This window comes from Burkholderia sp. JP2-270 (assembly GCF_003233675.1).
Classification (GTDB): Bacteria; Pseudomonadota; Gammaproteobacteria; order Burkholderiales; family Burkholderiaceae; genus Burkholderia; species Burkholderia pyrrocinia_C.
Genome location: NZ_CP029825.1, coordinates 1496575 through 1509126, shown reverse-complemented (window position 1 = coordinate 1509126; position 12552 = coordinate 1496575). Strand labels below are relative to the sequence as shown.

At 66.1% G+C, this 12552-nt stretch carries 14 protein-coding genes; 3 read left to right on the top strand and 11 right to left on the bottom strand.

Features of this window, described 5'->3' with window-relative positions; genetic code table 11:
* Nucleotides 1-172: 172 nt before the first annotated feature.
* The 4 genes from DM992_RS24680 to DM992_RS24665 all read right to left on the bottom strand — a co-directional run bounded on the left by DM992_RS24680 (nt 173) and on the right by DM992_RS24665 (nt 2746).
* The gene (locus DM992_RS24680) at nt 173-400 is read right to left on the bottom strand and encodes a hypothetical protein (RefSeq protein WP_034181704.1); all 228 of its coding nucleotides are present in this window, start codon (nt 398-400) and stop codon (nt 173-175) included.
* Nucleotides 401-611: 211 nt separating this feature from the next.
* Entirely contained in the window at nt 612-995 is a 384-nt protein-coding gene (locus DM992_RS24675; RefSeq protein WP_111019025.1) for a DUF6232 family protein, read from the bottom strand.
* A gap of 124 nt (nt 996-1119) precedes the next feature.
* The gene (locus DM992_RS24670; protein ID WP_011548992.1) at nt 1120-1380 is read right to left on the bottom strand and encodes a DUF2866 domain-containing protein; all 261 of its coding nucleotides are present in this window, start codon (nt 1378-1380) and stop codon (nt 1120-1122) included.
* A gap of 205 nt (nt 1381-1585) precedes the next feature.
* Entirely contained in the window at nt 1586-2746 is a 1161-nt protein-coding gene (locus DM992_RS24665) for a porin (RefSeq protein ID WP_111019024.1), read from the bottom strand.
* A 307-nt stretch (nt 2747-3053) separates the two neighbouring features.
* On the opposite strand from DM992_RS24665, the gene DM992_RS24660 reads away from it, so the two are divergent.
* Nucleotides 3054-3860, top strand: coding sequence for a MetQ/NlpA family ABC transporter substrate-binding protein (locus DM992_RS24660; RefSeq protein ID WP_111019023.1), 807 nt, complete (start codon nt 3054-3056; stop codon nt 3858-3860).
* Nucleotides 3861-3993: 133 nt separating this feature from the next.
* On the opposite strand, the gene DM992_RS24655 is transcribed toward DM992_RS24660, so the two are convergent.
* From DM992_RS24655 to DM992_RS24640, 4 genes are all read right to left on the bottom strand, one after another.
* Nucleotides 3994-5109: a succinylglutamate desuccinylase/aspartoacylase family protein gene (locus DM992_RS24655; RefSeq protein ID WP_111019022.1), complete on the bottom strand. Its 1116-nt coding sequence runs from the start codon at nt 5107-5109 to the stop codon at nt 3994-3996.
* 197 nt (nt 5110-5306) lie between these two features.
* Nucleotides 5307-6089, bottom strand: a complete 783-nt coding sequence (locus DM992_RS24650; RefSeq protein ID WP_111019021.1) for an ABC transporter substrate-binding protein — start codon at nt 6087-6089, stop codon at nt 5307-5309.
* A 226-nt stretch (nt 6090-6315) separates the two neighbouring features.
* Nucleotides 6316-7236: a LysR substrate-binding domain-containing protein gene (locus tag DM992_RS24645; RefSeq protein WP_162631725.1), complete on the bottom strand. Its 921-nt coding sequence runs from the start codon at nt 7234-7236 to the stop codon at nt 6316-6318.
* Between the two features lie 142 nt (nt 7237-7378).
* Nucleotides 7379-8326, bottom strand: coding sequence for a helix-turn-helix domain-containing protein (locus tag DM992_RS24640; protein ID WP_111019020.1), 948 nt, complete (start codon nt 8324-8326; stop codon nt 7379-7381).
* A 108-nt stretch (nt 8327-8434) separates the two neighbouring features.
* On the opposite strand from DM992_RS24640, the gene DM992_RS24635 reads away from it, so the two are divergent.
* Both DM992_RS24635 and DM992_RS24630 read left to right on the top strand, forming a co-directional pair.
* Nucleotides 8435-8743, top strand: a complete 309-nt coding sequence (locus tag DM992_RS24635) for a DUF3817 domain-containing protein (protein WP_111019019.1) — start codon at nt 8435-8437, stop codon at nt 8741-8743.
* Nucleotides 8740-9141 carry a CopD family protein gene (locus DM992_RS24630; RefSeq protein WP_111020381.1) on the top strand — a complete coding sequence of 134 codons (402 nt, stop codon included), beginning with the start codon at nt 8740-8742 and terminating at the stop codon, nt 9139-9141. The genes DM992_RS24635 and DM992_RS24630 overlap by 4 nt, the downstream gene beginning before the upstream one ends.
* Nucleotides 9142-9150: 9 nt before the next feature.
* Here the strand turns inward: DM992_RS24630 and DM992_RS24625 are convergent, their stop codons facing one another.
* The 3 genes from DM992_RS24625 to DM992_RS24615 form a co-directional block, all read right to left on the bottom strand.
* Nucleotides 9151-9744, bottom strand: a complete 594-nt coding sequence (locus tag DM992_RS24625; protein WP_111019018.1) for a hypothetical protein — start codon at nt 9742-9744, stop codon at nt 9151-9153.
* Between the two features lie 208 nt (nt 9745-9952).
* Complete coding sequence (locus DM992_RS24620; RefSeq protein ID WP_111019017.1) at nt 9953-11341, bottom strand: NCS2 family permease; 1389 nt, start codon at nt 11339-11341, stop codon at nt 9953-9955.
* 529 nt (nt 11342-11870) lie between these two features.
* Nucleotides 11871-12548 (bottom strand): TetR family transcriptional regulator, encoded by a 678-nt coding sequence (locus DM992_RS24615; protein WP_111019016.1) that lies wholly within the window; start codon nt 12546-12548, stop codon nt 11871-11873.
* Nucleotides 12549-12552 lie beyond the last annotated feature (4 nt).

Sequence of the window (12552 nt, the reverse complement as noted above, 5' to 3'; positions counted from 1 at the left end):
GCGCGCGGGATGCGGCGAACGGTGAATTGAAAGGAAACTGATAATTTTACCAGTGTAAATGAGAATTATTCTCAATACAAGAAAGGAAAGCGGCCCGTGCGGGTGAGCGCTTACCTGCGCGGCTCGAGCGAGCCGCGGGCGGAAAGTCGGGAGACGTGCCGGCGCGCCGGCCCTAAGCCAACGCTTCGATGCGGATCAGCAGGTTGCGCGCATGCGCGATGAACGCATCGTGCGTTGCGCGATCGCTGTGGCTTTCGAGGCCCGCCTGTTCGGCGAACGCGATCTGTTCGGTGTAGAGATCGACGAGCGCGCGGCGTTCGTCAAGGGGAAGCGCGCGGATCATCGACACGAGCAGCAGTTCCTGCGCGCGAAGCATGCCGGACAGCAATTGAACGTTCATGCCGACCTCCTCGGACGATGCGGCGGCGGGCCGCTCTTTCCATACTAGGCGGTCGGCGTACGCAGCGCAGGCGCGGGGCTTGCGAGGATGCGGCGGGAACGCGATTCGATAAGGACGCTTCGGCCCGATGCAGCCATGCACCGCACGAGCCGAAACGTGCCGCGCACACCAGCAGACCGCGAACCGGAGCGTGCAGCGATGTGAAGCGGAATCAGCCTGCAGCCGTCGCGGCCTGCGCATCGCGCACGACCTGCGCGACGCGTTCGACGAATTCGGCGTCGACGCTCGACAGCGCTTCGCGCTTGCCGTCGGGCATCTCGACCATCAGGCGATACGTGACGTCCTGCGTGGTCCAGGCGAGATAACCGACGACGGCGAGCATCACGCCGACGACGAGTGCGGCGCTCGATGCGCCGAAGCCGCCTGCGATGGCGGCAGCCGCGCCGATCAGCGAGATCAGCGACGGAACGATGCGGTTCTTCGGAATCTTGACGACGTCGACGTGGCGGATGTCACGCAGTGCGAATACTTGCCCGGCGGCCGACAGGCCGTTGCGCGTGATCATGACGCCGCGTTCGTTGAATGCGTTTTCCATCGTGTGTTGCGTGGACGAAAACGCGCAGCGTAGCAGGTTTCGTTGCCGCGTCAAACGAGACCGACTGCCGCACGATGCGTGCGGGACGGCCGAAATACGGGAAACGGGTGGAACAGGAAGGCGTTCAGAACTGCAGCCGGCCGTCGCCGTAAAGCCGGCCCGGCACGTGCGACGCGACGACCTCGGCGATCTCTTCGTCGGTCGATTCGGCCGGCACGATCTGGCGCCGCGCGGGCGCGTCGAGATGCATCGTCCATTCGACGAGCCGGTACGGGCGGCCCCACGGGCGCTGCATTTCTACCGATACGCGGCAACTCTGGACCGGCAGCGAGTGTTGGCACGTCAGAATCGCGTGCAGATGGCTGAAAACGGTATCTTCGATCATCATGGCCTCCGATCCTGTCTTGTGGGCAATCGATGGCGGCGCCGTCGGCATTAAAAAAAAAGCCGCCGATGCTCAGGCGGCCAACAGGGGGGGTGAGAGCATCCTCTCAGCCCAGAATTAAGCGAAACTTAAAAGCAGATAAAAAAGCGCCCCGCGTGGAGCGGGGCGCTTCTTGCCGTCGTGATCCGCGAGTTAAGCGGATGCTTTAGAACTTGTGACGGATGCCGACGCGAGCGGCGAGCTGGTTCGACGAGCCGTTGCCCGACGTGTTGAAGTAGCTCGTGCTCGAACCGATCTGCGCCTGCACGTTGTTGCCCGACGCCTTCTGGTAGACGACGAGGCCGTACACGTCCGTACGCTTGCTGAGCGCGTAGTCGAGCGCCAGGTTGCCCTGGTTCCAGTGCGCCGAGCTGCCGCTTTGCGTTGCGTTCGTGTACGTGTAGCCGGCGGCTGCCGACAGGGCCGGCGTGATCGCGTACTTCAGGCCTGCTTCGTATGCGTTGTAGAACGTGCCCGATGCGCCGCTCGCGAGCGGGGTGAACTGCGTGCGCGTCCACAGCAGCCATGCGGTCGCCGGGCCGAAGATGTAGCGGCCGCCGACGCCGTACGTGCGCAGGTCGCGGATGTTGCCCGTGCTGATGTTCGCGATCGTCGTCGAGAACGCCGGCGTCGACTGGCTCGGGAAGCGGATGTCCGTGTACGCGGCGCCGATGGCGAACGGGCCGTTCGCGTAGTTCAGGCCGAAGCTGTATGCGCGCGACGAGCCTGCCGTCGTCGTCGTGCCCGACGTCGTGGCCGGTGCGCCGGCGAAGTCGGTCGAGTTCGAGAAGCCGTACAACGCGCCGAACGTGAAGCCGGCGTAGTTCGCGCTCTGGAACTTCACCGAGTTGTTGATGCGGCTGGACGTGAGCTGGTCGACGTCGTTCACGTGGTACGCGTAGTTACCTGCAACCGTGTTGCCGCCCGTCGAGTAGTTCGAGCCGAGGACGTCGGTCGAGAACGAGTACTGGCGGCCGAACGTGACCGTGCCGTATTGCGACTGGCTCAGGCCGACGTAAGCCTGGCGGCCGAAGATCGCGCCGCCCTGGCCGATCGTGCCGTTGCCGCTGTTGAAGCCGTTTTCGAGCACGAAGATCGCCTTCAGGCCGCCACCGAGGTCTTCGGTGCCGCGCAGGCCCCAACGGCTGCCCTGGGCAACGCCGTCGTCGTACTTGAACAGCTTGCCCGAGCCGCCGTTTGCGGTCTTGCTGTGGTTCACGTAGCTGATACCGGCATCGATGACGCCGTACAGGGTCACGCTGCTTTGCGCGTGTGCCGTGCCGGCCGTTGCTGCGAGGGCGGCGATGGTCAACAGTTTCTTGTTCAAAGGATTCTCCGAGCGAATAAATGGCGTGTCCAGTTGCGGTTCCGGCGCTCTCTGTGGGCGCTTTCACGGACCGGCGGCAACTTTATCGGCGGGCCACGTAATGAATATGACAGCGACTGTCATATGAAGAATGTGTGGTGCCGATGCGACACTGGATTCTGCCCGGTTGTATAGCAGGGAGTTATACCGATTTCGGCTGAGATTCGATCCGAAGCGGGAATATGCACATGAAATAAGCTTGGTTGGCGGTGTTAGGGCCCCGTGCCACGATCCGTGCTCCAACAACGACACGGGACAAGAGGACACCATGCGACGTTCGATCCTGACCGGCCTCGGCGCACTCGCCGCGGCGCTGGCATTCGCGGCGCCCGGCGCGCACGCCGACCCGCAAACGCTGAAGATCGGCACGATGAGCGGCCCCGACGCGCAGATCTGGACCGAAGTGACGAAAGTGGCCGCGCGCGAAGGGCTTGCGATCAAGGTCATCGAATTCAACGACTACGTGCAGCCGAACGCGGCGCTCGATTCGGGCGACCTCGACGCGAATGGCTTCCAGCACCAGCCGTTCCTCGACAGCCAGATCAAGCAGCGCGGCTACAGGATCGTCAACGTCGGGCTCACCTACACGGCGCCGATGGGTTTCTATTCGAAGAAGATCAAGTCGCTGAAGGACTTGCCGGTCGGTGCGAAGGTCGGGATCCAGAACGATCCGTCGAACGGCAACCGCGCGCTCCTGCTGCTGCAGAAATACGGGGTGATCAAGCTGAAGCCGGGCGCCGGCACGAACGGCGTGAACGCGACGCCGCTCGACGTCGCCGAGAATCCGAAGAAGATCAGGATCGTCGAGCTCGACGCCGCGCAGTTGCCGCGCGCGCTGCCCGATGTCGATGCCGCGTCGATCAACACCGACTACGCGGTGAAGGCGGGGCTCACGCCGGTGAAGGATGCGATCGCGATCGAGGATCTGCGCGGGCCGTACGCGAACCTGATCGCGGTGCGCACGCAGGACAAGGACAAGCCGTGGGTGAAGAAGCTCGTCGCGGCTTATGAATCGGACGACGTGCGCAAGTTCATCGACCGGAAGTTCAGCGGCGCGATCGTGCCGGCGTTCTGAGCGTCCACGCGTGCTGCCGCCCGGCCGGATCGCCGGGCCTGTCGGACAGCAAATCGCCCGCGCAAGCGGGCGATTTCATTGGTGCATGTTGGAGCGCGTCGATGCGCGCCGTTACCCGGCGCGCGGGCCGATCTCAGGCCGACAGCAGCGAACCCGTGCGGATCGCGGTCGCGCCGGCGATTCGCGCGACTTCCATGCCGGCCGTCGCGAAGCGCACGATCTGGCGCGCGTACAACACGCCCGACACGCTGCTCTTCAGCGTGACGACGCGATCGGTCAGCGGATCGACGATGTCGGCCACTTCCTGGCCGGCCTCGATCATCGCGCCGACCGGCGTGCGGAACACGATCACGCCCGATACCGGCGCGACGAGCGGATCGGTGCCCGCGAGCGGCGTGGCCGGATGCGCGAGCGGCGGCAGCGGCGCCGGCGTGCCGTCGACGACGCCGCGCTCGGTCAGGTATTCGACGATCGCCTGAGAATCCTTTTCGGCGAACTCGTACGACACGTCGCGTTCGCTGCGCAGTTCCACCGTGACGGAAATCGCGCCGTTCGGGATCGGGAAGCGATCGCCGAAGCGGCTGCGCAGATCCGACCAGCAGAAGCTGTGGATCTCGTCGAACGGGTTGCCGACCGAATTCAGCGCGAGCAGCGACGCCTGCGCGTCGAGATAGCGCGACAGCGGCTCGACGTCCGGCCACAGATCGGGATTCGTATAGAGGTGCATCACCGCATCGCTGTCGCAGTGCAGGTCGAGCACGATATCGGCGTCGAACGACAGCTTCTGCAGCGCGAGGCGCTGCGAGTCGAGCTCGGTGCGCGGCTTCTGCTCGTCGAGCGCTTCGCGCATCGCGGCGCGCACGGCGACGAGGTTGTGCTGCGCGTCTTTCGTGAGCCGGCTTTCGACGCGCGGCAGCACGAGCGCCGCGAGATCGTAGAAATTGCGGTTGAAGTTCTGCATCGAGCCGAGCTCGAAGCGGCCGAGGTGATCGCCGAACACGTGTTGCGACAGGCCGATCGGGTTCGGCACGGGCACGATGACGACTTCGCCGCGCAGCTTGCCGGCCGTCTCGAGCGCGGCGATCTTGCGGCGCAGCAGCGCGGCGACCAGCATGCCGGGCAGTTCGTCCGCGTGCAGCGACGACTGGATATAGACTTTCTTGCCGCCGCGCGGGCCGTAGTGGAAGCTCGTGATCTGGCGTTCGGTGCCGACGGCGGGGGAAATCAGCGGATGGGTCTGCGTTTGCATGATGAGGGGAGTGCGGCGCAGCCGCGAATGATCCGGTGTGCGTGGAAGATCGATTGTACGTTGCCTGCGTCGCCGCCATCAAACCGGTACCGGAACGCGTTGTTTCTCCTTGAGAATCATGGGGTTGGCGCGGAAAAAAAACGGGCTCCCCGTGGAGCCCGTTTGCGTCGAAGCGAATTGCTCGCTTGCTTGCCGTATTACTTGCCGTAGACGTCGAAATCGAAGTACTTCTTCGCGATCTTGTCGTACGTGCCGTCCTTGCGCATGCCGGCGATCGCGCTGTCGATCTTCGCCTTCAGGTCGGTGTCTTCCTTGCGCAGGCCGATGCCGGCGCCGTTGCCGAGCGTCTTCGGATCGTCGATATCCTTGCCGGCGAAATCGAAGCCCGCGCCGCGCGGCGTCTTCAGGAAGCCGATCTCGGCCTGCACCGCGTCCTGCAGCGCGCCGTCCAGACGGCCCGCGATCAGGTCGGCATAGACCTGGTCCTGGTTCTGGTAGGGGACCACCTTCACGCCCTTCGCCGCCCAGTAGGTCTTTGCGTAGGTTTCCTGGATCGTGCCCTGTTCGACGCCGATCGACTTGCCCTTCAGCGATTCGGCCGTCGGCAGCAGGCCGGCGCCCTTCTTCGCGACGAGGCGCGTCGGCGTGTTGAACAGCTTCGACGAGAAGCCGATCTGTTCCTGACGCGCCGGCGTCATCGACATCGACGACAGCACGCCGTCGAACTTGCGCGCCTTCAGCGCCGGAATCATCCCGTCGAAGTCGTTTTCGATCCACACGCACTTCGCGTTCATGCGGCGGCAGATTTCGTTGCCGAGATCGACGTCGAAGCCGACCACCTTGCCGTCGGGGCCTTTCGATTCGAAAGGCGGGTAGCTTGCGTCGACGCCGAACCGCACGGTCGTCCAGTCCTTCGCGTACGCGCTGCCGGCCGATACGGCAAGCAGGGCAACGGTCACAGCCGCAAGAATCTTTTTCACTCGGTGACTCCTCGTTTTGTTCGATGGGTGCGCGGTTGTGCCGCGCCGTAAGCCTTCGGTCCGGCACGGCTTCGCGCCGGACTGTCCGTTTCGCCCGCCCGATGCGGGCGCGCGACGTGCGGAGATTATCAAGACAAAATACCGGCAGGGCGCCTAGGACAAGCCCCGATACCGGGCCCGGCGGCAGCGCGCGGGAGCGCGCGACCGTTTCAGGCACAGGAACGATTCAGCCGAGCGTTTCGTTGACCGCCCGCTGCAGACACGTGACGAATTGCGAAACGGCGGGCGTGGGCAGCATGTCGCGCCGCGCGATGATCGACAGGTCGAAGCGCGGCATGCTTTCGTCGAGTTCGGCCGTGCGGATGCCGAGCGGCGCGACCATCGCGGCGAGCGGGCGCGTGAAGCAGCCGATCACGTCCGAGCGCGCGACGAGCCCGAGCGTCACCGCGAACGACATCGGCGATCTCAGCAGGCGTTTCGGCAGCGGCAGCCCGCGCGCCTCGAACATCCCGACCATCACGCTGTGCGGAAACTGCTCGGCGCCGACGGTGACGATCCACTCGGCGTCGAGCAATTCCTCTAAACGGCGCGCCTGCGCGAGCGGGTGGCCTTCGCGCATCACGACGGTGAATTCGGTCGACAGCAGCGGCGATTGCGTGAAATCGCGGTCGAGCGCGGGCACATGGTGCATCGCGGCGATGTCGAGCGTGCCGTTGCGCAACTGCGCGAGCGCGTCGGGCACCGTCACTTCCTCGAGATGCAGGCTGACGTTCGGCATCGACCGGCGGAACGCCGTCACCGCGTGCGGCAGCGCCGTCAGCGCGATCGACGGCATCGTGCCGACCGCGACGCGCCCCGACATCTCGCCTTTTACCTGCTCGACGGCCTCGACCGTGCGGCGGATGTCGCCGAGCAACTGCTCGGCGCGCGGCAGCAGCGCATGGCCGCAGGCGGTCAGCTCGACGCCGCGCACGCTGCGCGCGAGCAGTTCCGCGTTGAGCGCCGTTTCGAGTTCGCGGATCGTGTGCGTGATCGCGGGCTGCGTGACGCCGAGTTCGCGCGCGGCGGCGCGCAGGCTCTTGAGATGCGCGGCGGAGACGAACGCCTGGAGCTGCGCGATGTTCAGGGGATTGCGGATGCGGGTCATCGGTCGGGTCCGGTTGGCGCGAAAGGGGGCTTGGGCGGGCGAGGTGGCGGGGGCGGCGGCTTCCGGTAGCGATCCTGACGGTTGTGCGCGTGGGTTCACGTCGTCGGGTCGACGCATCGGGCGCCGATGCGCAGCGCGAGCATCATGCGCCGGACCGCGCGCGGAACGCGTGACGATACCGCTGCGGCGACGTGCCGACGATGCGCGCGAACCGCTCGCGAAACGCGGTCACCGAACCGAACCCGGCCTCCGTTGCCACATGTTCGATCGACAGCTCCGTGACTTCCAGCAACTGCTGCGCATGCCTGACGCGCGCGGTCTGCAGCCATTGCCGCGGCGACGTGCCCGTCTGCTCCTGAAAGCGCCGCGTCAGCGTGCGCACGCTCGTCGACGCCTTGCGGGCCATCGCGTCGAGCGTGAGCGGCTTGTGCAGGTTGGCCTGCAGCCAGTCCATCAGGCTTTGCAGCCCGTCGGTGCCCGTCGGCCATTCCGGCGCGATGAACTGCGCCTGCCCGCCTTCGCGGACGCGCGGCGCCACGGCGTAGCGTGCGGCGTCGACGGCGACCGCCGCGCCGTAGTCGGCCTGGATCATGTGCAGGCACAGATCGAGGCCGGCCGTTGCGCCGGCCGACGTCAGGATCTGCCCGTTGTCGATGAACAGCACGTTCGGGTCGACCGTCACGTTCGGGTAGCGGCGCGCGAGTTCGCCGGCCGCCAGCCAGTGCGTCGTCGCGCGCAGGCCGTCGAGCAGCCCGGCTTCCGCGAGCACGAACGCGCCGCTGCAGATCGACGCGATCCGGCAACCGCGCGCGGCCGCCGCGCGCAGGGCCGCGATCACGCGGCGCGACGTCGGCGCAAGCGGCACGGACGTGCCGGGGACGACGATCGTGTCGGCGTCGGCGAGCGCATCGAGACGAAACGCGGGCCGCAGTTCGAACAGGTCGCCGGCGACGCGCGCATGCTCGCTGCACACGCGCACGCGGTACGCATGCTCGACGCCGGGCGAACGCACGCGCGCGAACGTGTCGCATGCGACGCCCAGATCGAACGGGACGACATCGGGCAAAGCGAGGACGGCGACCGTATGCATGGCGTTCGAGGTCGTGGCCAGAATCCGTTTAAAGATGGCATTCTAGCCAATGGATCGGGCCGGTACCACACGCCATAATTGCGGCTGACCAACCTTGGGGGCTCATCGATGAAACAAGACGATCGCAATGCGTTGCGCAACCTGCAGTACCTGTCGCTGCTGGAGGCGACCACGCTCGTCGTGCTGGTGTGCATCGCCGTGCCGCTCAAGCATCTGGCCGGTTATCCGGTGGCGGTATCGATCATGGGCCCGATTCACGGCATCGCTTTCGCGATGTACGTGTGGGCGGTCGTCGGCACCGCGTCGAGCGGGCTGTGGAGCAAGGGCGACGTCGCGCGGCTCGTGCTGTCGGCCGTCGTGCCGTTCGCGGGGCTGGCGAGCGCCGGATGGATCGCGCGCAGGAGGCACGCGCAATGATCTACCTGCTGCTCAAGGCTGCGCATGTCGTCGCCGTCGTCACGTTCGTCGGCGGGCTGCTGATGCTGTCCGTCGGCGTCCGTATCGCCAACCTCGCGGTGCATCGCGAGGTGCGGCGCTGGGATCGTTCGGTGACGGCGCCCGCTCTCGCGATCGTCTGGATCACGGGGATTGCGATCGCGCTGAACGGACACTGGTTCGGCGCTGTGTGGCTGTCGGTGAAACTGGCGGTCGTTACCGCGCTGTCGGCGCTGCACGGGATGCTGGCCGGCACGCTGCGGCGCATGGAGCGCGACGATCTCGTCGTCGTGCCCGCGCAATGGCTCGGGCAGGCAGCGGGCGCTGTCGTGGTCGCGACGGGGATCGTCGTCGGGCTGGTCGTGATCAAGCCGTTTTGATGCGTGGACTTACGCCAGCGCCGTTTCGACGGCCGCCAGCATGCGGCGCCGGATCCACCCGCTCCCCAGCCGGATCGCGAGCCAGTACGGCGTGAACAGCCGCCGCGTCCGTGCGATCGGGCAGTGGATGAAGGTTTCGGTACGCAGGATGTACGCACCCGATGCCAGCCCGACGACTTCGAACCGGAGCACCAGCTTCGCGTCGCGTGGGTCGTCGTGCCGGACGAAGGCCGTTGCATCGGCGATGGCGCGCACGTCGGTCGTCGGGCGCCAGAAGCGTCCGACGAGACCGAGCGACAGCGACGTGTCGTCCCGGTGAAGCAGCGTGAATGTGTGGAAACCGAAACGCGCACGTTCGCTTCGGGCCGGCCCGTTGCGAAGCGTGTCGACGACGGCCGCCGGGAATTCGCGCACCGTCATCAGTGCATCGATGACCGGATCGGCGCGCATGTCGAGCGACGCGACCGCGTCGATGATGCGGGCCGGCGGCGCGCCGATCGGCCGCGATTCATGCACTTCGTGGAAGCCGAACGACGGGAGGAACGGCGGTTTGCGCGCCGAGGTCCGGCTGCTCGATTCGGAGACGATGCCGAGCGCGTTCATGGCGGCTCCTGAAGGCAAAGCTCGATCGTAGCACCGGGCGCGAATTCGCGCCGCGCCGCTTCGACGATGCGCGTCGCGCCGCATCGACAAAAAAAGCCTGGAAACTCGCGTTCCCAGGCCGGGAGGCCATCAACGATGATGGTGGAGGAGACGTTGTCGTCCCGATGCGCGCCGTCTTTCTACCGGCGACGTCGCGCACGATCCGCGGTCAGATCGCCCAGCCGCCGAGATAGAACGTGACGAGCGCGGCCGCGATCAGCACGGTGCCGACGTTGAGCTTGCGGAATTCACCGCTCGCGATGCGGCCGATCACGAGCGTCGAGAAGCCGAGCATGATGCCCGTCACGATGTTCGCGGTCAGCACGATGAACACCGCGCACACGAGGCCCGACATCGCGTCGACCATGTCGTCCATGTGCAGCTTGCTCACGCTGCCGAGCATCAGCAGGCCGACGTACATCAGCGCGGGTGCCGTGGCGTACGACGGCACGAGGCCCGCGAGCGGCGAGAAGAACATCACGACGAGAAACAGCAGGCCGACCACGGCCGCCGCGAGGCCCGTCTTCGCGCCGGCGGCCACGCCGACGCTCGACTCGATGTAGGCCGCCGCCGGCGCGCCGCCGAGGAAGCCGGAGAAGATCGAGCTGATCGAATCGGCGGTCAGCGCGCGGCCGCCGTTGATGATGCGGCCGTTCTCGTCGAGCTGGCCGGCCTGCCCCGCGACCGCGCGGATCGTGCCGGTCGCGTCGAACACGGCGGTCATCACCAGCGCCAGCACGCTCGGCAGCACGGCCATCGACAGCGCGCCCTTGATGTCCATCGCACCGATCAGCGACGCGTGGCCCGGCGCGCTCAGCGACGGCAGCGCGAAGATGCCGTGGTACTTCACGGCCGGGTCGAACACGAGGCCGAATACCGAGATCGCGATCACGACGAGCAGGATGCCGCCCGGCACGCGACGCTTTTCGAGGCCGAAGATCGCGGCGAGGCCGACGACCGACATGATGACCGGGAGCGCGGTGATCTGGCCGAGCGAAACCGGCAGGCCGGCGCCCGGGTTCTTGATCACGAGGCCGACGTCGTTCGACGCGATCAGCAGCAGGAACAGGCCGATGCCGATGCCGGTGCCGTGCGCGACGCCCGCGGGCAGGTTGCGCAGGATCCACGAGCGCACGCCGGTGACCGAGATGCCCGTGAACACGAGGCCCATCAGGAACACGGCGCCGAGCGCGACCGTCGGATGCAGCCCCTTGCCGAGCACGAGGCCGAACGCGGTGAACGCGGTCAGCGAGATCGCGCAGCCGATCGCGATCGGCAGCTTCGCCCATAGACCCATCAGCAGCGAGCCGAACGCGGTGGTCAGGCAGACCGCGACGAACACGGCGCTCGTGTCGAAGCCGGCCTTGCCGAACATGCCGGGCACGACGAATACGGAATAGACCATCGCGAGGAACGTGGTCACGCCCGCGATGATTTCGCGGCGCTGCGTGCTGCCGCGCGACGAAATGCCGAAGTACCGGTCGATGACTCCCGTGGTGCCAAAGTCAGTTTCTTCCGCGCCGACGCCGACCGTCGGCTGCACCGGGGTATCACTCATGAGCTTGCTCCTTTATCAGCATGCTGAAACGGCCCGTAGCGAGCCGTCGTCAGGGTGTCTCGAATCTGGTTGGAATTGTCGGCAACGTCGTGGGGACGAATGGCGCGCGATCCGTGTCGTTACGCGCGAATCGAAACGATCGCGAGCGTGTCGCGTCGTACGACGCGCGGTATGGTCGACCCCGTCACGTGTGCTTTGCCGTAGCGAAGGTTAGGCGAACCGCCCATCACGTCCCATTGGGGGAAGAGCATGCAGCGCATGTCGCAGCGCTTATATCGGCGTGAAACGGGGCTTCGTCGTGCCGGAACGCGTGTATACGCCTAGTTCGAATCCGTTAAGGCGACTATTTGAATGCGGGGTCGGCGGGCAGGGTTGAAGCGGGAGGTGCCTCGAATATTGCAAATATCTTTCATTGCTGCCGCGACGGCCGGTGGAAATGGGTGTGCGTGACGCGATTCGCGGGCGCGCGCAACCTGCATCCGGACGATACGGTTGCCGTGACCATGTGCTTCTTGCGTCCTTCCATGCGTCAGCTGTGCGCGAGCTGCTCGAGATACGCGCAGAACATGTCGGACATCGCGACCGAATAGGCTTCGATTTCTGCCGGTGTGCGCTCGGTTTCGGAGAACGCTTTGCCGCCCGTCGTGAGCGTCGTCTTGATCAGCTCGCACGCGAGCGCATGGGTGGTGTCGGACACGTCGGGCAGCGCTTCGCGCATGAACGCGCTGAAGATCCGGTTGCCCTCGGCCTTCACTTCCTGCGCCTCGGGCGCGTCGCGATAGAGCGGCGCGGCGTCGTCGAGCGCGATGCGCATGCGCGCCTCGTCGCATTCCGAACGGATGAACGCGTGGACGGCAGTGCGCAGCCGCTCGGGCGGCGTCTTCTGCGTGTCTTGCAGTATTCCGCACAGCATCTCGGACGTCTGCCGCCATTCGTCGTGCTGCAGCCGGAACAGCACGGCCGCCTTGTTCGGGAAGTACTGGTACAACGAGCCGACGCTCACGCCGGCGCGCTCGGCGACGCGCGCCATCGTGAAGCGCTGCGCGCCTTCGCTTGCCAAAACCTGAACAGCGGCCTGAAGGACGTCTTCGACGAGACGCGTCGAGCGGGCCTGCTGGGGCTGTTTGCGCGTGGCGATCCGGGTGTTTCGGCGGTCGGTCATGAGCGGTCTGCCAATGCGAATAGTAAAACCTGAATAGTTCGTCATATTC